The organism is Acidovorax sp. IB03 (genome assembly GCF_016406015.1).
Classification (GTDB): domain Bacteria; phylum Pseudomonadota; class Gammaproteobacteria; order Burkholderiales; family Burkholderiaceae_C; genus Acidovorax; species Acidovorax temperans.
This window is the reverse complement of sequence record NZ_JAEFCH010000025.1, coordinates 16,442-39,164: the sequence shown is the minus strand read 5'-3', so window position 1 is coordinate 39,164 and position 22,723 is coordinate 16,442. Positions and strand designations below refer to the sequence as shown.

Annotated in this window: 16 protein-coding genes; 8 read left to right on the top strand and 8 right to left on the bottom strand. The window is 63.6% G+C overall.

The features are described from left to right. The first annotated feature begins 50 nt into the window (after nt 1-50). Nucleotides 51-1,052, top strand: a complete 1,002-nt coding sequence (locus IHV84_RS13845; protein WP_198847286.1) for a porin — start codon at nt 51-53, stop codon at nt 1,050-1,052. Between the two features lie 593 nt (nt 1,053-1,645). Here the strand turns inward: IHV84_RS13845 and IHV84_RS13840 are convergent. Further along, complete coding sequence (locus IHV84_RS13840; RefSeq protein ID WP_198847285.1) at nt 1,646-3,379, bottom strand: cation acetate symporter; 1,734 nt, start codon at nt 3,377-3,379, stop codon at nt 1,646-1,648. After that, on the bottom strand, nt 3,376-3,684 hold the full coding sequence (locus tag IHV84_RS13835) for a DUF485 domain-containing protein (protein ID WP_198847284.1): 309 nt from the start codon (nt 3,682-3,684) through the stop codon (nt 3,376-3,378). The genes IHV84_RS13840 and IHV84_RS13835 overlap by 4 nt, the downstream gene beginning before the upstream one ends. 437 nt (nt 3,685-4,121) lie before the next feature. Here IHV84_RS13835 and IHV84_RS13830 point away from each other — a divergent pair, with 437 nt between their 5' ends. Together IHV84_RS13830 and IHV84_RS13825 are read left to right on the top strand one after the other, a co-directional pair. Continuing rightward, the gene (locus IHV84_RS13830; RefSeq protein ID WP_198847283.1) at nt 4,122-5,783 is read left to right on the top strand and encodes an MFS transporter; all 1,662 of its coding nucleotides are present in this window, start codon (nt 4,122-4,124) and stop codon (nt 5,781-5,783) included. 128 nt (nt 5,784-5,911) lie between these two features. Continuing rightward, nucleotides 5,912-6,085 carry a hypothetical protein gene (locus tag IHV84_RS13825; protein WP_162995897.1) on the top strand — a complete coding sequence of 58 codons (174 nt, stop codon included), beginning with the start codon at nt 5,912-5,914 and terminating at the stop codon, nt 6,083-6,085. 142 nt (nt 6,086-6,227) lie between these two features. On the opposite strand, the gene IHV84_RS13820 is transcribed toward IHV84_RS13825, so the two are convergent. Together IHV84_RS13820 and IHV84_RS13815 are read right to left on the bottom strand one after the other, a co-directional pair. Beyond that, nucleotides 6,228-7,346, bottom strand: coding sequence for an ABC transporter substrate-binding protein (locus tag IHV84_RS13820; protein WP_198847282.1), 1,119 nt, complete (start codon nt 7,344-7,346; stop codon nt 6,228-6,230). Nucleotides 7,347-7,501: 155 nt separating this feature from the next. Beyond that, nucleotides 7,502-8,614, bottom strand: coding sequence for an ABC transporter substrate-binding protein (locus IHV84_RS13815; protein WP_198847281.1), 1,113 nt, complete (start codon nt 8,612-8,614; stop codon nt 7,502-7,504). Nucleotides 8,615-8,860: 246 nt separating this feature from the next. Between IHV84_RS13815 and uvrA the strand changes: the two genes are divergently transcribed. From uvrA to IHV84_RS13800, 3 genes are all read left to right on the top strand, one after another. Continuing rightward, a complete protein-coding gene (gene uvrA / locus IHV84_RS13810) occupies nt 8,861-14,767 on the top strand; it encodes an excinuclease ABC subunit UvrA (RefSeq protein ID WP_198847280.1) in 5,907 nt (1,968 codons plus the stop codon). 174 nt (nt 14,768-14,941) lie between these two features. Next, on the top strand, nt 14,942-15,442 hold the full coding sequence (locus IHV84_RS13805; RefSeq protein WP_142083414.1) for a hypothetical protein: 501 nt from the start codon (nt 14,942-14,944) through the stop codon (nt 15,440-15,442). A 297-nt stretch (nt 15,443-15,739) separates the two neighbouring features. Beyond that, on the top strand, nt 15,740-16,081 hold the full coding sequence (locus IHV84_RS13800) for a hypothetical protein (protein WP_198847279.1): 342 nt from the start codon (nt 15,740-15,742) through the stop codon (nt 16,079-16,081). A 44-nt stretch (nt 16,082-16,125) separates the two neighbouring features. On the opposite strand, the gene ctlX is transcribed toward IHV84_RS13800, so the two are convergent. Next, nucleotides 16,126-17,121, bottom strand: coding sequence for a citrulline utilization hydrolase CtlX (ctlX, locus tag IHV84_RS13795; RefSeq protein ID WP_370541287.1), 996 nt, complete (start codon nt 17,119-17,121; stop codon nt 16,126-16,128). A gap of 107 nt (nt 17,122-17,228) precedes the next feature. Further along, nucleotides 17,229-18,278 carry an ornithine cyclodeaminase gene (locus IHV84_RS13790; protein WP_198847278.1) on the bottom strand — a complete coding sequence of 350 codons (1,050 nt, stop codon included), beginning with the start codon at nt 18,276-18,278 and terminating at the stop codon, nt 17,229-17,231. 237 nt (nt 18,279-18,515) lie between these two features. Here IHV84_RS13790 and IHV84_RS13785 point away from each other — a divergent pair, with 237 nt between their 5' ends. Both IHV84_RS13785 and IHV84_RS13780 read left to right on the top strand, forming a co-directional pair. After that, on the top strand, nt 18,516-18,947 hold the full coding sequence (locus IHV84_RS13785) for an Lrp/AsnC family transcriptional regulator (protein WP_142083420.1): 432 nt from the start codon (nt 18,516-18,518) through the stop codon (nt 18,945-18,947). A 154-nt stretch (nt 18,948-19,101) separates the two neighbouring features. Beyond that, a complete protein-coding gene (locus IHV84_RS13780; protein WP_198847277.1) occupies nt 19,102-20,064 on the top strand; it encodes a tripartite tricarboxylate transporter substrate binding protein in 963 nt (320 codons plus the stop codon). A 173-nt stretch (nt 20,065-20,237) separates the two neighbouring features. On the opposite strand, the gene IHV84_RS13775 is transcribed toward IHV84_RS13780, so the two are convergent. Then, on the bottom strand, nt 20,238-21,023 hold the full coding sequence (locus tag IHV84_RS13775; RefSeq protein ID WP_198847276.1) for an HAD-IIB family hydrolase: 786 nt from the start codon (nt 21,021-21,023) through the stop codon (nt 20,238-20,240). A gap of 16 nt (nt 21,024-21,039) precedes the next feature. After that, nucleotides 21,040-22,668, bottom strand: coding sequence for a peptide chain release factor 3 (locus IHV84_RS13770; protein WP_198847275.1), 1,629 nt, complete (start codon nt 22,666-22,668; stop codon nt 21,040-21,042). Nucleotides 22,669-22,723: the final 55 nt, after the last annotated feature.

Sequence of the window (22,723 nt, the reverse complement as noted above, 5' to 3'; positions counted from 1 at the left end):
AGCTGCAATGCCACTCCTCCTGATGGACTAAAAGCAAACAAGGAACCCTCATGCAAAAGACGAACCGTTTGGCACTGGCTGTGCTGGCTCTCCTGGGCAGCACTGCTGCTTTCGCTCAAAGCAGCGTGACCCTGTATGGTCGCGTGAACACCACCGTGGAACGCCAAGAAGTAGGCAATGTCAAGACGACTGGCCTGTTCGACAACAACTCGCGTTTCGGCTTCAAGGGCACGGAAGACCTGGGTGGCGGCCTGAAGGCTGGCTTCCAACTGGAAAGCGGTTTCAACTCTGATACCGGCGCATCCGCTGCAACTTTCTTCGGCCGTCAAAGCGAAGTGAACCTGTCTGGCGGCTTCGGTACAGTCCGTTTGGGCAATTTCTTCCCTGAGTCCTACTACGCGACTGCTGACTACATCAGCATGAACAACCACAACACAGGCAGCTCTGCCGACGCACTGTATTACGATCCAGTCTGGTTCGGAGCCCTTGGTACTAAGAATAAGGTTGGATATCGCTCCCCAACTTTTGGCGGTTTGGTTGTCGATGCCGCAGTGATTCTGCATGAGAAGGCTGATAACACTCGCAACAAAAACGGCTACGACTTAGCTGCCAATTACAACCTGGGTGCTTTGTCTCTGGGCGCTGGGTATAGTTCTGTTGACAGTAACTACCAAGCTGCTCTGCGCGGCCTGTATACATTTGGTAATTTCACTGTGGGTGCCTACTACCAGCGTAACAAGGATGCAAATCAACTTCTCGCATCCGGTGCTGGAACCCGTGACACTTTCCGTCTGTCGGGTATGTACGCAATGGGCGCTTCCGAGTTCCACGTCAACGTGGGTCGTGCTGGTGAATACAAGAACATCAACGACAGTGATGCTACCCAGTACACTGTTGGCTACAACTACAACCTGAGCAAGCGCACCAAAGTGTACGGTTACTACACTCGTATCAACAATAGCAGCGAAGGCACTTATGGCCTGGGGGGTAGTCCGGTTGGTCGAGGCGTTGACTCTAACTCCCTCGCAGTTGGTATCCGCCACAATTTCTAATTGGGCTTCAATGCTGGCAGCTGAGGCTGCCGGTCTTGGTCTGATAACAGAGCCTTGCATCCTTTGGGATGTGAGGCTTTTTGCTTTGGTGCCTGGCAACGGATGTAGTAGGCAAGACGGAGCGCAGGAGGTGCTGTTTCGCTCCACTCCACCCACCTGCTGCACTGTTTACCGTGTTCTGCCGAGGTTCTCGGGGGGGCGTGGATGTGCAGATTGAGCATACGTTTTGGTGAGTTTCGGCAAGGCCATCTCCTACCGGAGCATCTACATCTGATTCAGCTGTCTCTGAAGGTGCCCGAGCTGTTAGGAACTGGAGGTGCCTGCAGACTTTTGCCAAAGGCTTTGGCGGTCGCGGCCACCCCCGCAGGGTGCCTGGTGTGCACGCCAAGTCATCGTCGGCAGGCAGGCTTCAGAAGGAATTAGAGAGATGAGGGGGCGTGCTTGGTGGGGATTGTGTGCTATTCCCCTGTAGCCCCCTGCGCGTTGGCAGAGGGCCTGGACGGACTGTTGCCGCCCTTGATGAACGAGTTTTGATGGAGCTACGGCGGCACAGCACTTGCTGCGCCGCCAGGTTGGGTCATCCGTTTAATCGGTCAGTGCCCCGAGGCACCGGCCGCACCCAGGCCGGTTTCCGAACGCACTTGCTGCGCCGGGAAGGCTGCACGTTCGCGCTGAGCGTTCGCGCTGCGGTCTAGCAAGGAGAAGATCCAGATGCCTGCAAAGCCGATGGCCATGGAGAACAGCGCTGGGGATGTGTAGGGGAACAGGGCGCTTCCCTTGGGGTTGCCCAGAACGGCTTCCCACACCGAGGGTGACACCACCGTGAGGCCCACCGATGACACCAGACCCATGAAGCCGCCGATCACGGCGCCCTTGGTGGTGCAGTCCTTCCACAAAACGCTCATGAACAGCACCGGGAAGTTGGCAGAAGCCGCAATCGCAAAGGCCAGCGACACCATGAAGGCAATGTTCTGCTTCTCGAACACGATGCCCAACACCACGGCTACCACGCCCAGCGTCAGAGTGGTGATGCGCGATACGCGCAGTTCTGCGGCGCTGTCAGCCTTGCCCTTCTTGAACACGGTGGCGTACAGGTCGTGCGACACGGCCGATGCGCCCGACAGTGTCAGGCCTGCCACCACAGCCAGAATGGTGGCGAAAGCCACAGCCGAGATAAAGCCGTAGAACACGTCGCCACCCACGGACTTGGCCACCAGCACGGCGGCCATATTGGCTGTACCTGCACCGCCCTTGATGACGCCTGTCACCGTGTCAGAGAACTCGGGGTTTGTGAGCACCAGGGTGATGGCGCCGAAACCGATGATGAAGATCAGCACGTAGAAGTAGCCGATCCAGGTGGTGGCCCAGAACACGCTCTTGCGGGCTTCCTTCGCGTCGGGCACGGTGAAGAAGCGCATCAGGATGTGGGGCAGGCCGGCGGTACCGAACATCAAGGCCATGCCGAAGCTGATGGCGGAGATGGGGTCTTTGATGAAGCCACCGGGGCCCATGATGGCCAAGCCGATCTTGGCGGCTTCTTCAGCGGGCTTGCCAGAGTTGGCAGCAATGGATGTCTTCACAGCCACGCCTTTGGCAAACAATGCTTCGGGGCTGAAGCCGAACTGCGCCATCACCATGAAGGCCATGAAGGTCACGCCCGCCAGCAGCAGGCAGGCTTTGATGATTTGCACCCAGGTGGTGGCCGTCATGCCGCCGAAAAGCACATACACCATCATCAAGCCGCCCACCAGCACCACGGCGATCCAGTAGTCCAGGCCGAACAGCAGTTTGATGAGTTGGCCTGCGCCCACCATCTGGGCGATCAGGTAGAACGCCACCACCACCAGCGTGCCACTGGCGGCAAAGGCGCGGATGGGCGTTTGCTGAAAGCGATAGCCTGCCACGTCGGCAAACGTGAACTTGCCCAGATTGCGAAGCCGCTCGGCCATCAAAAAGGTGATGACAGGCCAGCCCACCAAAAAGCCAATGGAGTAGATCAGGCCGTCATAGCCGCTGGCCATCACGGCGGCGGAAATGCCCAGGAAGGATGCAGCAGACATGTAGTCGCCTGCAATCGCCAGACCGTTCTGAAAACCGGTGATGCCACCGCCGCCGGTATAGAAGTCAGCGGCAGACCGTGTTTTGGCGGCGGCCCATTTGGTGATCCACAGCGTGCCAGCCACGAACAGACCGAACATGGCAATCGCAGTCCAGTTGGTGGATTGCTTGGCGGCTTCGCCCACGTCGCCGCCCGCAGCGTGCGCCAGCGTACCCAGGCTCAGGGCGGCCAGAACGGCTGCTACAGAAGTGATGTTGCGCGTTTTCATCGGGCGGCGTCCTTGAGAATGGCTTGGGTCAGGGCGTCATAGCGTCCATTGGCGCGGCGCACATAGATGCCTGTGATGACGATCGTGAACACGATGACGCCGAACCCCAGTGGCACGCCCAGTGTGGTCACGCCGTTGCCGATGGGCTGGGCCAGAAACGGCTTGTTGAACGCGATCAGCGCGATGTACCCGTAGTAAACAAAGAGCATCAACATGGTGAGCAGCCAGCCAAAACGGTTGCGTTCACGCTTGAGTTCCAGGTACTTCGGGTGGCTTTGAATTCTTTCTGCCACGGGGTCGGTCATGGTTATCTCCAGAGGTTTCAGGATCGTCTGCAGAGCCGTTTGGAAGCCTCTGCATGTTGGAAAGGATTCTGAAAACGGGGACTGACCAGCCACTTACGCACGCATTGCGTTTGACTAGGGGTTTGTCCTTGGCAGGGTTGTCCCGGAGATGTGCAGTCGGGACTTACCCGAATCCTCGGCGTCGCCCATAGCGGCCTGGGGCGACATTTGTTGGCGCCGTGTGGCCTGTTTCTCGCATCAAGAAAAAAGAGATCAGGGTTGGCACTGATCGGATCGAGGGGGCCATCTGTTAGTCGCAGCTGCGCTTTCAATGGCGGTATGACTTTGTCAGTTTTGGGTCAGATGAGACTCTGATATTGCGGCCCACGGAGCGGTGAGGGCATTTCGGTGTAACGCCTTTTTCGCATCCGAAAACACCTACACAGGAGACACACACCATGGCAACAACCCATCCCGCACCGCGGCCGATGTCGCCCGAAGAGAGGAAGGTCATCTTCGCTTCGTCCCTCGGCACCGTTTTCGAGTGGTACGACTTTTATCTATACGGTTCGCTGGCAGCCATCATTGCCAAGCAGTTCTTCAGTGGCCTGGATGCGGGTTCGGCCTTCATCTTTGCACTGCTGGCTTTTGCCGCGGGCTTCATTGTTCGTCCGTTCGGCGCCATCTTCTTCGGCCGCCTGGGCGACATGATCGGCCGCAAGTACACGTTCCTGGTCACCATCCTGATCATGGGCCTGTCCACGTTCATCGTGGGCATCCTGCCGACGTATGCTTCGATCGGCGTGGCGGCCCCCATCATCCTGATCGTGCTGCGCCTGCTGCAAGGCCTGGCACTGGGCGGTGAATACGGCGGTGCTGCCACCTATGTGGCCGAGCACGCCCCTCACGGCAGGCGCGGTGCCTACACGGCATGGATTCAGACCACCGCCACGCTGGGCCTGTTCCTGTCGCTGATGGTGATTTTGGGCACACGCACCATCGTGGGCGAGGAAGCGTTTGCCGACTGGGGCTGGCGCGTTCCGTTCATCGTGTCCATCGCACTGCTGGCTATTTCGGTGTGGATCCGCTTGGCCATGAACGAATCGCCTGCCTTCCAGAAGATGAAGGCCGAGGGCAAGACCTCCAAGGCTCCGCTGAAGGAATCGTTCGGTGAGTGGAAGAACCTCAAGATCGTGATCCTGGCACTGGTGGGTCTGACCGCCGGTCAGGCCGTGGTGTGGTACACGGGCCAGTTCTATGCCCTGTTCTTCCTGACGCAAGCGCTGAAGGTCGATGGCGCCACCGCCAACATCTTTGTGGCCGTTTCGCTGCTGATCGGCACGCCGTTCTTCATCGTGTTCGGTTCGCTGTCGGACAAGATCGGCCGCAAGCCCATCATCCTGGCAGGCTGCCTGCTGGCCGCGCTTACCTACTTCCCCGTGTTCGGCGCACTCACCAAGGCGGCCAACCCCGCCCTGGCTGAAGCCCAGGCCAAGAACAAGGTTGTCGTGGTGGCAGACGCCAACGAGTGCTCGTTCCAGTTCAACCCCACCGGCACCGTCAAGTTCACCAGCTCGTGCGACATCGCCAAGCAGGTGCTGGCCGGCGCTTCGGTGAGCTACGAGAACGCCCCTGCCGCAGCAGGCACCCCTGCTGTGATCAAGATCGGCGAAACCTCCATCACCAGCTACAGCAGCAAGGGCCTGCCCGCTGACGAAGCCAAGAAGAAGGACGGCGAGTTCAAGAAGGCCGTGGCCGATGCTCTGAAGGCCGCTGGCTACCCCACTAAGGCAGACCCTGCCCGCATCGACAAGGTCATGGTCATCGCGATCCTGGTCTACCTGGTGCTGCTGGTGACCATGGTGTACGGCCCCATCGCCGCCATGTTGGTGGAAATGTTCCCCACCCGCATCCGCTACACATCGATGTCCTTGCCCTACCACATTGGTAACGGCTGGTTCGGTGGCCTGCTGCCCACTACGGCGTTTGCCATCGTGGCCCAGACAGGCAACATGTACAACGGCCTGTGGTACCCCATCATCATTGCCGGTGCCACGGTGGTGATCGGTGGCCTGTTCATCAAGGAAACCAAGGACGTGGACATCTACGCCAACGACTGAGCCATGCGCTGATGCGCTCTGAGTACAGGGCCTGCTGCACGCAGGCCCTGTGTTGAATCAAGAGGCTTTGGGTGGCAAGACACCGCCACAGGCCTCTTCGTTGAACAACCCCATCTCAGGAGATATGTATGTGGAAGATTGCTGTTGGTTTTGCCCTGTTTGCGGCGCTGTCGATTTTTGTGATCATCAAGGCCGGGGACAAGGCAGACATGGGGGGAGAAAAGCACGGTGCTGACGCCGTGCATGCGCCCGAGCCTGCTGCGGCCGCCAGCACACCCGCCCCAGCCGCCAGTGCGCCCTGACGCGCCTATGTAGCGTCAGCGCAGGTCGTCTGCGTTGCGCGCATGAACCTATGAAAAAGGCCCGCGTCCACCCAGGACGCGGGCCTTTTGACTGCTCAGTGGTCATGCCATGCGTTAGCGTGGCGCGCTGCCTGAAGCTGTGTCAGCGTTTGAATCTGCCGTCGGCACCAATGATGGCCAAGTCTGCAAAGTCCAGCCCCGAATGGTCGGTGGCGCTGTAAGACAACTCCAGCCCACCCAGGTCCAGCTTCTTGATGCTTTCCAGGCCCGCCTGCAGCTTGGTCCGGTCGGGCTTGGGGCCTGCGCGCTTGATGCCTTCGACCAGCACCTTGGCGCTGACAAAGCCCTCCAGCATGGCCGGGGTCAGATCCGGGAGGTTCTTGGCTTTGGCCAAATCCATGGCTTCCTTGACCAGCGGGTAGTTGAGCGAACGCTCGGACGGTAGCACCTGGGTCACCACGACCCCCCGTGCGCTATCGCCCAACGCCTTGATGAAGCCGCCCGAGGCGTTGTTGGACAAGGTCACGATCTGCGCCGTCACGCCCGCGCCGCGCAGCGCCTTGATGCCATCCACCACAGCCGCTCCTGTGCCCACAAACACCACGGCTTGGGGCTGCTTTTGCGCTACGCGGGGTGCCAGTGCCGTGAAGTCTGGCTTGGTGCGGTCAAACTTCTCCACAAACAAGGCTTCCAGCTGGTTCGCCTTGAAGCCTGACATGGCCCCCGCAAGCGCATCCGAGCCGAAGGTGTCGTCCACATGCACCACGCCAATGCGCTTGACGCCCAAGGTGTTCAGGTGCGAGATGGCCTTTTCTACCTCATGCTGGTATGGGGCGCGCACGTTGAAAACGTACTTGTGCACAGGCTTGTGCAGGGCAATGGCGCCCGTCGATGGCCCCACTAAAGGCACGCCATGCTGCTCCAGCAGCGGCAAGATACCCTGGGTGTGGGGGGTGCCCCGTGTCATGAACAGGCCCAGCACACCCTTTTGCTCGATCAGCACCCGTGCGTTGTCCAGCGTCAGCTTGGTGTCGAACTTGTCGTCCAGCGTCAGCAGCTCAATCTTCTGCCCGCCCACGCCACCCTTGGCGTTGACATGGTCCAGGTACAGCGAGGCACCTTGGGATGCTTCTTGCACCGTGGCGGCGGCGGAGCCTGTGACCCCCACCGTCTGCCCAATCAGGATCTGGGCCTGGCATGCGCCCCAGGCACACAACGCCAGCGCCAGGCTGGTGCGCAACCACGGAAGGGATGGCTTCATGGGGATGTCTCCTTTGTCTTGTCTGCGGGAGTCCGCAGTGTATTTACAAAGAGTGACACCGACCTTCCGTAAGGGTTTGGGCTGTCAGCAAGCCGCCAGCCTGCGGTGGGGGTCTGTTAACGATTCTCTGTGAACACGCCCTCAACCTTCAGTTTTCAGCGTCTGAACTTGCCGTCCGTGCCGATAATGGACAGATCGGCAAAGTCCAGACCTGTGTGATCGTCGGGGCCGTAAGTGACTTCCAGCCCACCCAGGTCAAACTTTCGCAGGCTCTCCAGCGCCACTTGCACCTTGTCGCGGGTGGGCTTGGGGCCTGCGCGCTTGAGGCCTTCCACCAGCACCTTGGCAGCGGCAAAGCCTTCCAGCATGGCGGGGCTGATATCGCCCAGGCCTTGGGCACGCGGCAGGTCCTGGGCTTCCTTCACCATGGGGTACGTTACTGCGCGTTCATTGGGGTAGACCTGGGTCACGATGACGCCGCGTGCGTTGGCGCCCAGGCTCTTGATGAAGCCGGTAGAGGCATTGTTCGACAAGGTCACGATCTGCGCGGCGGAGCCTGCCCCGCGAATGGCGTTGCTGGCTTCCACCACGGACGAGCCCGAGGCAATGATCAGCACCGCCTGTGCATCGGCCTTGCTCAGCTTGGCGGCAATGGGCGCAAAGTCGGGCTTGGCGCGGTCAAACTTCTCTTGCAGCACCGGCGTGAGCTTGGCGGCCACCAAGCCCTTTTGTGCGCCCGCCAGGCCATCGGCACCGAAGCTGTCATCGGCATAGACCACACCAATGCGTGTGATGCCCATGGATGCCAAGTGGGTCATGGCCTTTTCGGCTTCACGCTGGTAGGTGGCGCGCACGTTGAACACATGCTTGCGCACTGGCTGGTGCAACACCATGGCCCCGGTGGATGGACCCACTAGCGGCACGCCATGCTTGTCCAGCAGCGGGATGATGGCTTCGGTGTGGGGGGTGCCCCGGTTCAGGAACAGCGCCAGCACGTTGTTTTCTTCGATCAGCTTGCGCGCGTTTTCGGCAGCGAGCTTGGGGTCGAACTTGTCGTCCAGCGCGATGAGCTCGATCTTCTGGCCGTTGACGCCGCCCTTGGCGTTGACCATGTCAATGTAGAGCTTCGCCCCATCAGAGGCTTCTTTCACCCCTGCAGCCACCTGCCCGGTGAAACCTGCGGTCTGCCCCACCAGCAATTGGGCCTGGGCGGCCCCCAGCGTGGCGCAGAGGGCTGCGGCGATCCAGCATTTCTTCAAGGCGTGCATGGCTTGTCTCTCCTGGTGAATTTTTGTTGTCGCTGCTGTAGCGGAGTCCTGTTTCTCCTCCGTAACTCCCCAGGGCCGCACGTTATTCAGGGCGGATTGGGCAGGGATGCCGTCTTGGTGTTGGGCTGCGCGCTGACGCGGGCCGAGCTAACACCGCAGTACCGTCAAGGGTTGCAACCTGCTGCCACTGCGTTGTCAGCAGGCGCTGCCTAGAATGTTCGGCCTTATTCCTGAAAGACTGCCTCCATGACCCAGGGAACCATTCGCATCCGTGGCGCACGCCAGCACAACCTTCGCAACCTGGACCTGGACATCCGCACCGGCGAGCTGACGGTGGTGACGGGCCCCAGCGGCTCGGGCAAATCCAGTCTGGTGTTTGACACGCTGTACGCCGAGGGGCAGCGCCGCTACGTGGAAACCTTCAGCGCCTACGCGCGCCAGTTTCTGGACCGCATGGACAAGCCCGCGGTGGACCGCGTGGAGGGCGTTCCACCCGCCATCGCCATCGACCAGACCAACCCCGTGCGCTCCAGCCGTTCCACCGTGGGCACGATGACGGAGCTGAACGACCACCTCAAGCTGCTGTTTGCGCGCGCGGGCCAGCTGTTTGACAAGCAGACTGCGCAACCCGTGCGGCACGATTCGCCAGAGACCATTTACGCCGAGCTGCAGCAGCGCTCCGCCGCAGCGGGTGACCCACGCATTGTGTTGACCTTCCCGGTCGAGTTGCCTGCCAACACCAGCGCCGAACAGGTCGAGCAATGGCTGTCGGCCAGTGGTTTCACCAAGGTGCAGGCTGAGCGCGAAGTAGCCACACCTACCGGCCCGCGCAAGCTGCTGGATGTGGTGGCAGACCGCTTCAGGCTGGGCAATGCCGAGAAGGCGCGTGTGATCGAGGCGATTGAAGTAGCGCTCAAGCGCGGCAGCGGGCGGCTGAATGTGTACCGGTTGGTGGATGAAGGCGAGCCCGAGCTGTGGCGCTTCTCCACAGGCCTGCACTGCCCCGACAGCGACCTGCGCTACAGCGAGCCCATTCCCTCCGCCTTCTCGTTCAACTCCGCCGTAGGCGCGTGTGACACCTGCCGGGGCTTTGGCCGGGTGATCGGGGTGGACTGGGGCCTGGTCATCCCCAACGACAAACTCACGCTGCGCTCGGGCGCGATCAAGCCCATCCAGACGCCCGCCTGGCAAGAGGCGCAAGACGACCTCATGCGCCATGCTGAGGCCGCAGGCATTCCGCGTGACACGCCCTGGTACCAGCTCACGGCCGAGCAGAAGAAGTGGGTGATTGAAGGATCGCCGAACTGGAACGGCAAATGGAACCAGCAGTGGTACGGCATCCAGCGCTTTTTTGATTACCTGGAGAGCAAGGCCTACAAGATGCACATCCGTGTGCTGCTGTCCAAGTACCGCAGCTACACGCCGTGCCCGGTGTGCGCCGGTGCGCGGCTCAAGACGGAAAGCCTGCTCTGGCGCATCGGCCGCAAGGAAGATGCCGATGCGGTGATGGACCCCGGCCAACGCTTCATGCCCCAAGGTGTGCAGTGGTCGCGTGCGCAGCTCGAAGCCTTGCCCGGCCTGTGCCTGCACGACCTGATGCTGCTGCCCATCGACCGCCTGCGCCAGTTCTTTGCGCGCATGCAGTTGCCCGTGGGCGACGATGCGAAGGGCGGCGACGCCCAGGCGCTGAAACTGCTGCACGAAGAAATCACCGCACGCCTCAAGTACCTGTGCGACGTGGGCATTGGCTACCTCACGCTCGACCGGCAAAGCCGCACATTGAGCGGCGGGGAGGTGCAGCGTATCAACCTCACCACCGCCCTGGGCACCAGCCTGGTCAACACCTTGTTTGTGCTGGACGAGCCCAGCATTGGCCTACACCCGCGCGACATGCACCGCATCACTGAGGCCATGCTGCGCCTGCGCGATGCGGGCAACACCCTGGTGGTGGTGGAGCACGACCCCGCCGTGATGCTGGCTGCCGACCGCATGATCGACATGGGCCCCGGCCCCGGCCGCAAGGGCGGCAGCATTGTGTTTGACGGCACCACGGCCGATTTGCGCCAGGCGGACACCCTCACCGGCAACTACCTGGGCGGGCGCAAGCAGGTGGGCTTTGGCTTCAAACGCATGGTCACCGATTCGACCCCGCGCCTCATCCTGGAAGGCGCGCGCGAGCACAACCTGAAAAATGTGTCGGTCGAATTTCCGCTGCAGCGGCTGGTGACGGTGACGGGTGTGAGCGGCTCGGGCAAGTCCAGCCTGATCCAGGACGTGCTCGCCCCCGCGCTGATGCGCCACTTTGGCAAGGCCACCGAAGCCCCCGGCGCACACGACCGCCTGCTGGGCGCGGACCATCTGGCCGATGTGGTGTTTGTGGACCAGTCGCCCATCGGCAAGACGGCGCGCTCCAACCCCGTGAGCTACGTGGGCGCGTGGGACAGCATTCGCGAGCTGTTTGCCACTGCCCCGCTGTCCAAACAGCGCAGCTACACCGCCGCCAAGTTCAGCTTCAACAGCGGCGATGGGCGTTGCCCCACCTGCGGGGGCTCGGGCTTTGAGCATGTGGAAATGCAGTTCCTGAGTGACGTGTACCTGCGCTGCCCTGACTGCGACGGCAAGCGCTACCGGCCCGAGATTCTGGAAATCACCATCGAACGTGGCGGGCGGGCTCTGAATGTGGCCGATGTGCTTGAACTCACCGTGGCCGAGGCCGTGGCCCTGTTCGCGGGCGACAAGGACGTGGTGCGCGCCCTGCAACCCATTGTGGATGTGGGGCTCGACTACGTGGCGCTGGGCCAGCCCGTGCCCACGCTCAGCGGGGGAGAGGCGCAGCGGCTCAAGCTGGCGGGCTTTCTGGCCGAGGCGGCCAAGACCGCTGCCAAGTCGCGCCAGAACGTGGCCCGCAAAGGCACGCTGTTCTTGTTTGACGAGCCCACCACGGGCCTGCACTTTGACGACATTGCCAAGCTCATGCGCGCGTTGCGCAAGCTGCTGGAGGCCGGGCACTCGCTCATCGTCATCGAGCACAACCTCGACGTGATCCGCGCCAGCGATTGGCTCATCGACCTGGGGCCCGAAGGCAGCGAGGGCGGGGGCCTCGTCGTGGCCGAAGGCACGCCCGAAGACGTGCGCGAGCACGCCACATCGCACACCGGCCAGGCCCTGCGCGACTACGAACTGGCGCTGGGCGTGGGCGGCCATTCGGTGCACGAAAAAGCCGCCGTGCTACGAAAACAGGAGCTGCTTGCGCAAGAGGGACATGCGCTGCAGGCCAATTTGGCTAACAACGCCATTGAGATCGTCAACGCCAAAGAGCACAACCTCAAAAGCCTGAGCGTGGACGTACCGCGTGGCAAGTTCAACGTCATCACCGGCGTCAGCGGCTCGGGCAAGTCCACGCTGGCGTTCGACATCCTGTTCAACGAAGGCCAGCGCCGCTACCTCGAAAGCCTCAACGCCTACGCCCGCAGCATCGTGCAGCCCGCAGGCAGGCCCGAGGTGGATGCGGTGTACGGCATCCCGCCCACCGTGGCGATTGAGCAGCGCCTGTCGCGCGGCGGGCGCAAGTCCACCGTGGGCACCACCACCGAGGTGTGGCACTTTTTGCGCCTGCTGTACGTCAAGCTCGGCACCCAGCACTGCGTGCACGATGGCGCTGCCGTGCAGCCGCAAACGCCCGAGAGCATTGCCGCGCAGCTGCTCACGCAGTTCCGCGGCCAGCACATCGGCCTGCTGGCCCCGCTGGTGGTCAACCGCAAGGGCGTCTACACCGAGCTGGCCGACTGGGCCCGCCCGCGCGGCTACACGCACCTGCGGGTGGATGGCAACTTCCTGCCCACCACCCACTTCCCGCGCATCGACCGCTTCAAGGAACACACCATCGAGCTGCCCGTGGCCAGCCTCGATGTCTCGCCCGAGAACGAGGCCCAGCTCCGCGCCGCGCTGGCCGACGCACTCACGCACGGCAAGGGCGTGGTGCATGTCCTCTCCAGCATCGGCACCCTGGCCGCCGCCATGGAAAGCGGCGCGCCCACGGCGGGCATCGGGCATTTGCAGGTGTATTCCACCAAGCGCGCCTGCCCCGTGTGCGCCACCAGCTATGCCGAGCTGGACCCGCGCCTTTTTTCGTACAACAGCAAGCACGGCTGGTGTCCCGACTGCGTGGGCACGGGTGTCAAGCTCACCAAAGAGCAGCGCAAGGTGTTTGACGATTCGGTACTGGCCGACAAAGAAAAAGGCCGCGAGCAGACCTTTGCCGAGCCTGAGGTGGAAGACCTGGACGGCACCACCGTCTGCCCCACCTGCCAGGGCACGCGCCTGAACGCCACGGCCCGCGCCGTGAGGTTCGGTGGAAACGCCGCCAGCGGCGTGGCGGGCGTGGGCATTGCCGACATTGCCGCGCTCTCCGTCAGCGATGTGCGCCGCTGGGTGGAGGGCCTGCGCGCCGCAGGTGGCATGACGCAACGCGAGGCCGACATCGCCCGCGACCTGGTGCCCGAGATTCAGAGCCGCCTCGAATTTTTGGAAGAAGTGGGCCTGGGCTACCTCACGCTCGACCGGGGCGCGCCCACATTGAGCGGTGGCGAAGCCCAGCGCATTCGCCTGGCGGCGCAGCTGGGCAGCAACCTGCAGGGTGTGTGCTACGTGCTCGACGAACCCACCATCGGCCTGCACGCACGCGACAACCAGATTTTGCTCAACGCCCTGCACAAGCTGGGTGACAAGGGCAACACGCTGGTGGTGGTGGAGCACGATGAAGACACCATCCGCCGTGCCGACCACATCATCGACATCGGCCCCAGCGCCGGGAAACGCGGCGGGCGCCTGGTGGCGCAGGGCAGCGTGGCCGACCTCACGGCCGCTGAAGATTCGCAAACCGGCCGCTACCTGCTGCACGCCATGAAGCACCCGCTGCAACTGCGCCGCAGCATGGTGGCGGGCGAGGTGAGCGCCGAAGCCACGGCGGCTATCGCCCAGGCCGAGGCCGCCGCACCCACGGGCCGCCAAAGCGCCGCCGTGAAGAAACGCGCCGCCCAGGCCGCCGCGCTGGCGGCCGATGCACTCACCGAGGCGAAGGAGCGCGCTGCCATGCGCTGGCTCACGGTGCACGGCGCGCAGTTGCACAACCTGCAGAACGTGACGGCCACCGTGCCGCTGCACCGCCTGGTGGCGGTGACGGGCGTGAGCGGATCGGGCAAGTCCACCCTGGCCCGCGACGTGCTGCTGGCCAATGTGCAGGCCTGGGTGCAGCAGCGCAGTACCAAGGCCGGGCGCGATGCGATGGACGCGGGCAAGGCGCCACCGCTGGTCGGTTGCACGGGCCTGTCCGGCTTCGAGAGCATCGACCGTGTGCTCGAAGTGGACCAGACACCCATCGGCAAAACGCCGCGTTCGTGCCCCGCCACTTACATCGGTTTCTGGGACACCATCCGCAAGCTGTTTGCCGAGACGCTGGAGGCCAAGGCACGCGGCTACGCTGCCGGGCGCTTCAGCTTCAACACCGGCGAAGGCCGCTGCCCCGGCTGCGAAGGCGCGGGCGTGCGCACCATCGAGATGAGCTTCTTGCCCGATGTGAAGGTGCCCTGCGAAACCTGCCACGGTGCCCGCTTCAACCCCGAAACCCTGGCCGTGACCTGGCGCGGCAAGAGCATTGGCGATGTGCTGCAGATGGAGGTGGACGAGGCGGTGGAGTTCTTCGCCAGCATGCCCAGCATTGCGCACCCGTTGCAACTGCTCAAAGACGTGGGCCTGGGTTACCTCACCTTGGGCCAGCCATCGCCCACGCTCAGCGGCGGCGAAGCCCAGCGCATCAAGCTGGTGACCGAGCTGACCAAAGTGCGCGACGAAGTGGGCCGCCGGGGCCAGAAAGCCCCGCACACCCTGTACGTGCTGGACGAGCCCACCGTGGGCCTGCACATGGCAGACGTGGACAAGCTCATCCGCGTGCTGCACCGCCTGGTCGATGGCGGGCACAGCGTGGTCGTCATCGAGCACGACCTGGACGTGATTGCCGAGGCCGACTGGATCATCGACCTGGGCCCCGAAGGCGGCAACGACGGCGGCCGCATCGTAGCCACCGGCACGCCCGAGGACCTGGTGCGCCTGGGCACGCACACGGGCAAGGCACTGGGGCCGGTGCTGGCACGCTGAACAGGCGCTGAACATGCGCTGGGCACGCGCTGGCCGGCGACGGCGGCCGTGCCCCCAGCGCGTGCGGTGCCGTCCTACGGCGGGTGCTGCCGTTGTCGGACGTGGGCGGTGCAGTGGCATTTTTACGATGACTCCACTGCCAACCAACCCCGGCCGCCAGATGGCCCCACTGAGATGAACTCCTCCTTCAAAACTTGCCTGGCCCTCGCTGCCTCCTCCGTTCTGCTGGTGGCCTGCGGTGGCGGCAACGACGATGACCCCACCCCCAGCAACGAGCCAGGCGTGCTCACCGTGACCAGTTCCACCGTGGACGGTCTCAACGGCATTTACGGCAATGGCTCCTTGAACATCACCGATGTGGACAAGAAGAACCCCGTGGGTTCATCGCCCGAGGTGTGCACGTTCAAGTTCGACGGTGCCAACAAGGTTGGCTCTGATGCCACCGCGTTCGGCGATATCCGCTACCAGGTCAACGGCACCGTCACCTACCAGGTGTTCATGACATTTGCCGGCAAGGAATACGCCAGCGGCGAGGCGGTGGACTCCGCGGTGGAGCGCGAAAGCGACCGCGTGCGCTTTACCAGCAAGACCCTGACGGCCAGCGACGGCTCGGGCGCCACGCTCAAGGTGAGCGGCATTGTGCCCATGCGCACGGGCCGCCCCAGCGGCTGCTGATCGGGCTTTGGCCCCAGGGTGCCCACAGCGCTGCAGCGCGGGGTAGGGCACCTTCCTTGTCTCTCTTGTCTCTTGTCCCCCTCGGGCCGGTTCTTCTCTCCTCCCTTCTGACCGGCCTCTTCGCCCCAGCTATTTCCGCAATAGCTGGGGTCTTTTTTTGGCGTTGGGGGCTTTTGCTGCACCCTTGCGCGGGGCATGATCTGGTGCTGCTGCAGTGTCACCAGACGCTGCTCTGATCCCCTCGCCTTCCATGCCCATCGTCTCTTTCACGCCAGCCCTTTCGGGCGTTGCCTTGGCATGACCCAGCCTTCTGCGCCCGTTGTGTGGCTGCAGCCTGCGGCACCGCCCAAGCCAGCCGAGGGCGCGCCCTGCAATGGCTGTGGCCTGTGTTGCCTGGCAGAGCCCTGCCCGCTGGGGGTGCTGGTATCGCGCCGCCGTCGTGGCACTTGCGTGGCCTTGCGCTGGAGTGACCGCGACCAGCGCTATTGGTGCGGCATGGTGGCCGAGCCTGCAAGCGTCACCGGCTGGCGCCATCCGTGGGTGGTGCGCGGCCTGTCGCTGCTGGCGCGGCGCTGGATCGCTTCGGGCGTGGGGTGCGATGCCGACTTGCAGGCGCAGGCCGCGCCACCTGATGCATGATTTTGCTATTAAAAATATAGCTGCTTGCGCTTGTGTATCAAGCGCTAGGTGCCAATTTGAATGAGATTCGTGCTTGTGGCGCTGGCTTCACGCGATGCCGGCGCCATGCTGGGACGGGGTGCCAGGTGGATGCCCGCGAGCATGCAGCGCACCGACCCGCCTGCCAGTTCAATGGTGGGCACCGCCAGCGGGAGCAAGGTGGTGTGCTGCTCTAGCGCCCGGCGCTGTGCGGGCGTGAGGCACGCAGCCGCGCGGGCCGACAGGGCCAGCACGGGCCCACTGCGGCTTTGCAGTTCCAGTGCGTTGGCCGCAAAGTTGGTGATCTGCTCTGGGCCCAACTCGATCAGGTTGCGGCCGCTTTCCCACAGGCGCTCTTGCACCTCGCGCCGGCGCTGCGGGTCGCTGACCATGTGAAACCCGCCCATCGCAAACTCGGTGCCGATGCACAGCATCACGTTGGTGTGGTAGCAGGGCTGGCCCGTTGCGTCGGCCGTGGCAAACACCATGGGCTCGTACTGAAAGTGGGTGCAAAAGCGCTCCAGCGCCACCGGGTTGGCGCGGTGCGACTGGGCTGTGTAGGCCACGCGGCCCACATGGTCCAGCACCATGGCGCCGGTGCCTTCGAGGAACACGTTGTCGGCTTCCAGGCCGGAGTAGTCCACCACCTCTTGCACCCGGTACTGTGCCTTGAGCAGCTCGATGATGTCGCTGCGCCGCTCGCGGCGGCGGCTGGGCGCGTACATGGGGTACAGCGCCACATGGCCGCCCGCATGGGTGGAAAACCAGTTGTTCGGAAACACCGAATCCGGCGTGGCTGGCTGGCCCATGCTGCCGTGCGGGTCTTCGTCGTCAAACAGGTGCACGCGCACCCCGGCCTGGCGGAGCTGCGCTGCGGCCTCGGTCACTTCGGCGTGGGCACGGCGTGCCAGTTCGCTGGCGGGTGCGCCGCTGCAGCCTTGGTAAGCGTTGTCGGCAGCGGTCTCCGGGTTGGGGTGAAAGTGGTGGGGGCGCACCATCACCACGGCGGCAGGTGCCTGCATGGAGGCGCGCGCTGGTCCTTGGCGCGGGGGCGCAGAGGAGATGGCTTGGGGTGTGGCGCTGGGCGTGGCGCAGGGTGAAGCGTGGGTCATGGCATGTCCACCGGCCATCAAGCCACACGGCGCAGGGCCACGCGTTGGCGGTCACCGCGGGTGCGGCCGAAGAGGTCTTTGGGGTCGCCATCGGTGGGCACGAGTTCGACCTCTATGCCCAGGTTTTCTGCCGTGGCCCGTTGATGGATGTAGCGCAATGCAGCGTAGTCTTCGAGCGCGAAGCCCACCGAGTCAAACACGGTCACGTCGCTGGCCGACTGGCGCCCGGCGGCCTCGCCTGCCAGCACGCGCCACAGCTCGGTGACGGGGTGGTCGGCAGGCAGCTGCTGTATGTCGCCCTCGATGCGGGTTTGCGGCTCGTATTCGACAAAAATCTTTGCGGCGCGCAGCACATCGGGATGCAGCTCGGTCTTGCCAGGGCAGTCGCCGCCCACCGCGTTCAGGTGCATGCCGGGCTCGATCATGTCGGGCGTCACGATGGTGGCGTTGGCCTTGTCGGCGGTGATGGTCGTGACGATGTCGGCACCGCGCGCCGCCTCGGCTGCAGACGATGTGGGCACCACGCGCAAGCCGGGCACGGCTGCCAGGTTGCGCTGCAGTTTCGCTGTGGCGGCAGGGTCAATGTCAAACACCCGCAACTCGTTCACCCCCAGAAGGGCGTGGAACGCTATGGCCTGGAACTCACTTTGCGCGCCGTTGCCAATGAGCGCCATGCAGCGTGCATCGGGCCGTGCCAGGGCCCGTGCGGCCATGGCCGATGTGGCCGCAGTGCGCAGCGCGGTGGTCAGCGTCAGCTCGGACACCAGCAGCGGGTAGCCGGTAGCCACTTCGGACAGCACACCAAACGCCATCACCGTGGGCAGCCCGCTGATGGGGTTGCCGGGGTGCCCGTTGACGTACTTGAAGCTGTAGTACGCGTTGTCGGCCACGGGCATGAGCTCGATCACGCCGCCCGCGCTGTGGCTGGCCACGCGGGCCGTCTTGTCAAAGTCTTGCCAGCGCAGGTAGTCGCTGTGCAGGTGCTCGGCCAGCTCGGTCATGAAGCGGGCAGGGGTGATGTGGTGAACGAGCTGGGCCAGCGTGGGAAGGTCGATCAGGCGGGTCATGAAAGTCTCCGGTGTAAAGCGGCTCACAAAACTGCCTTGCGCACGGTGAGCATCGGGCTGCGATGGCCTGCGGCACCAAGGCGGTCGAGGAGAAGTTTTTGGGGTCGCTCTGTGAATCAAAAAAGCAATGTCGCGGTGCAACGGAAGAAATTCTCCCGAGGGCATGCGCCAGCGAACAGCCCGCAAGCTGCTCAAATAGTGCTGTAAATTGGCGTTTTGTATTGCAGGTATGACCAAATGTTCAAAATGGACGACACGGACCGGGAGATCCTGAGCATCCTGCGTGCCGATGCGCGCACGCCCGTGGCCGTGCTGGCGCAAAAGCTGCGCATAGCCCGTGGCACGGTGCAAAACCGCCTGCGCAAGCTCGAAGACAGCGGTGTGATTACCGGCTACACCGTGCGCCTGCGCCCCGAGTCAGAGCCGCAGCGCATCCGCGCCTGGATGAGCATCGCCGTGGAGGGCAACGCAGCCCCCGAAGTCATTCGCGCGCTGCGCGGCGAGCCCGCAGTGGGCACTTTGCACACCACCAATGGGCGCTGGGACATCGTGGCCGAGGTGCGCGCTGAAAGCCTGGAGGCGTTTGACGCGGCGCTCGGCCGCATTCGCCTGACCACCGGCATCGCCAACACGGAGACCAGCATCCTGCTGTCCACCTACAAGGCGTAAGGCTCATCGATGTGCGGGCGTGGCAGGGCGCGCCTCCTGAGCTTAGGGGCTGCCGCATGGGCGACAGGCTCTAAGGGGTTTCCGCATTACGGCGGGCGGCTTGCCTGCGGTGCAATGGCGCCGTCATTGTTTTGCCAGTCAGGAGCGCCTCACCATGCAACGTCGCCAGATCATCCAGTGGGGGGCCGCCAGCCTCGCCGCGCCGACAATCACAGCGCGCGCCCAGAGCTTTCCCGTCAAGCCCATCAAGCTGGTGATTGCCTTCCCCGCCGGGGGGCCCACCGACATCACCATGCGCGTTCTGGCCGACAACGCCAGCAAGATCCTGGGCCAGCCCGTGGTGGTGGAGAACAAACCCGGCGCTGGCGGCACGCTGCCCGCGCAGGCCCTGCAAGGCACCTCGGCCGATGGCTACACGCTGGCGCAGATTCCGCTGGGCGTGTTCCGCCTGCCCTACACCACCAAGATCAACTGGGACCCGGTCAAGGACATCAGCTACGTGCTCAACGTCACGGGCTACGCCTTTGGTGTGGTGGTGCCGGCAGACTCCCCGCTCAAGACCTGGACGCATTTTGTAGCCTGGGCCAAGGCCAACCCGGGCAAGCTGAGCTACGGCTCCACCGGCACCATGACCAGCCCGCACCTGACCATGGAACTGGCGGCGCAGAAGCTGGGCATGGAACTGCTGCACGTGCCTTACAAGGGCAGCGCCGATTTGATGCAGGCCATTCTGGGCGGGCAGCTCATGGCCGCGGCCGACTCCACCGGGTTTGCCCCGCAGGTAGAAGCGGGCAAGCTGCGCGTGCTCAACACCTGGGGCGCAGAGCGCCTGGCCAAGTTCCCCGATGCCCCCACGCTCAAGGAGCTGGGGCTGGATTTGGTGCAGAACTCGCCCTTCGGCATTGGCGCCCCCAAAGGCACGCCAACCGCCGTGGTCAAGCGCCTGCACGATGCCTTCAAGCAGGCCATGGAGCAGGAAAACTACCGCACCGCGCTGGCCCGCTACGACATGGTGCCCATCTACATGAGCAGCGCCACCTACCAGAAGTTTGCAGCCGACACCTTTGAGCGCGAGAAGGCGCTGGTGGAAAAGCTGGGGTTGGCCAAGCCGCAGTGAATGGGGAGCGCCGCGAGGCGCTTCATTCATTTGCCAGCTCTCGAAGAGGTTCCCGTAGCGTATGTCTGACGCGTGAGGCTGTTAGTGCCAGTTGGCCCTTGCATTGCGTTGGCGAGCGCCCGAAAAAGGCTCGAGGGCAGCCTCCTGCTCGGCAGTCGTGAATCCGCTGTGCTTTATCTGCTTTGCAAAATAGCCCTGGCCACCTCGGCAAACCCCGCGCCGCGTTCACCCTGGGTGATGTAGCGCGGCAGGTGCTGCAACTGGGGCACAAAGCGCGCCACATTGGCCACACCCACGCTGTGCGCGAAGTGCTGGAACATCAACTGGTCGTTGGTCGAATCGCCTACGTACACCCAGCGGTCCATTTCTGCATCGAGATCCCGGCCCCACAACTCGCGCACGATCCACCGCGCACCTTCGAGCTTGTTGTGCGCGCCAAACCAGCCATTGATGTGGATGCTGCTCACCGTGGCATTCATGCCCGCCGCCCGCATGATGCGCACCGCCTCGTCAATGCCCTGCTGGGGCATGTGCGTGAACTCGCTGTGGTCGATGGCGATGTCTGTCTCGCGCCCCGGAGAGTCGGTGGCACGGCGGGCGCCGGGCACCTCGCGCTCGATCTGTGCAAGCACTTCCTGCATGCGGGCGTAGTTGCGCTGGCGGGTGGACTCGTCCTGCTGGTAGCGCTTGACCAGCCCTTGGCCGGGCAGTGACTGTAGAGCCACCGCACCGTTCTCCGCCACGATGGCATCCACCGGCCAGCTGCCCGCAAAGGGCTCGCTCCAGCCCACGGGCCGGCCAGTGATGGCGACCACGTGCAGCCCAGCTGCCTTGAGCTTGCCCAGTGCTTCCAGCGCATCGGAAGTGATGGCGCCGTCGGTGGTGAGGGTGTCGTCGATGTCGGTCATGACGCCCAACAAGGGGCGTTGATGAAAAAGATCGCTCGTGAGTGGATGCATGGCTACCGACCCAAGCTCAACCCGCGTTACCCAAACTCAGCCCCGCATGCTCCCGCAGCGGATGAAAGTGAATCTTCGGAAACCGTTCTTGCGCCAGTCGCACGTCGTACGGCGATGTGCACAGATACGCCAGCGTGTCGGCTGCGTCATGGGCCATGCGCAGCGGGTAGGCGGTTTCGAATTCGCGCAGCTCGGCTGGCGTGTCGGCGGTGATCCAGCGGGCGCCGGTGTACTGGCAGGCTTCCAGGCGCACGTCGCAGTCGTATTCGGCTTTCAGGCGGTGCTGTACCACTTCAAACTGCAGCTGGCCCACGGCGCCCAGCAGCATGTTGCCGCCGGCGTCGGGCTTGAAGACCTGGATGGCGCCTTCTTCGCCCAGCTGCATCAGGCCCTGCTGCAGTTGCTTGGTGCGCAGGGGGTTCTTCAGCACCACGGTCATGAACATTTCCGGGGCGAAGAAGGGCAGGCCGGTGAACTGCAGGTTCGGGCCGTCGGTGATGGTGTCGCCCAGTTGCACGCCGCCGTGGGTGGTGAAGCCGATGATGTCACCGGCATAGGCCTCGTCCACCGCTTCGCGGCGCTGGCTCATGAAGGTCACCACGCTGGTGGGTCGCAATTCTTTGCCGGTGCGCTGCACTTTCATCCGCATGCCAGGGGTGTATTTGCCAGAAGCCACGCGCACAAACGCAATGCGGTCGCGGTGGTTGGCGTCCATGTTGGCTTGCACCTTGAACACCACGCCCGAGAAGCTCTCGTCTTCAGGCTGGATGATCTTTTCTTCGCGGTTGCGGTTGACCTCGGTGTAGGCCACGCGAGGGCCGGGCGGGGGCGACATATCGACCACCGCGTCCAGCACTTCCATCACCCCGAAGTTGTTCACCCCGGAGCCGAAGAACACGGGGGTGAGCTTGCCTTTCAGGAAGGCATCGTGGTCCCACTCGGCAGAGGCACCTACGGCCAGCTCCATGCTCTCCAGCGCGTCGTCGAATGCCTGGCCGAAACGGGCGCGCAGGTTGTCTGCGTCAGACAAGGGAATGGTCTCGAAGTCCTGCGGGCGCTTTTCGCTGCCGGGCTGGAACACGGTCATGCTCTTCGTGCGCAGGTTGATGATGCCGCCAAAGCTCTTGCCCTGGCCCACGGGCCAGGTGATGGGGCAGCAGGGCATGCCCAGCTCACGCTCCACTTCATCCATGATGTCCAGCGGGTCGCGCACTTCGCGGTCCATTTTGTTGACGAAGGTGATGATGGGCGTATCGCGCTGTCGGCACACCTCGATCAGGCGGCGCGTCTGCGCTTCCACACCGTTGGCGGCGTCGATCACCATCAGCGCCGAATCGACGGCGGTGAGTACGCGGTAGGTGTCTTCGGAGAAGTCCTTGTGGCCGGGCGTGTCGAGCAGGTTGACCACATGGTCGCGGTAAGCCATCTGCATCACCGACGATGCCACCGAGATGCCGCGCTGCTTTTCAATCTCCATCCAGTCCGACGTGGCGTGGCGGCTGGCTTTGCGGCCCTTCACCGCACCGGCGATCTGGATCGCGCCCGAGAACAGCAGCAGTTTTTCCGTCAGCGTGGTCTTACCTGCGTCAGGGTGGGAAATGATGGCGAAGGTGCGGCGGCGCCGGGTTTCTGGGGCGTAGGACACAAGGGGTTCCAAATGGGTAGGCAGGCGCGACAGGCGGCGCGCTGCGGGGTCAGAG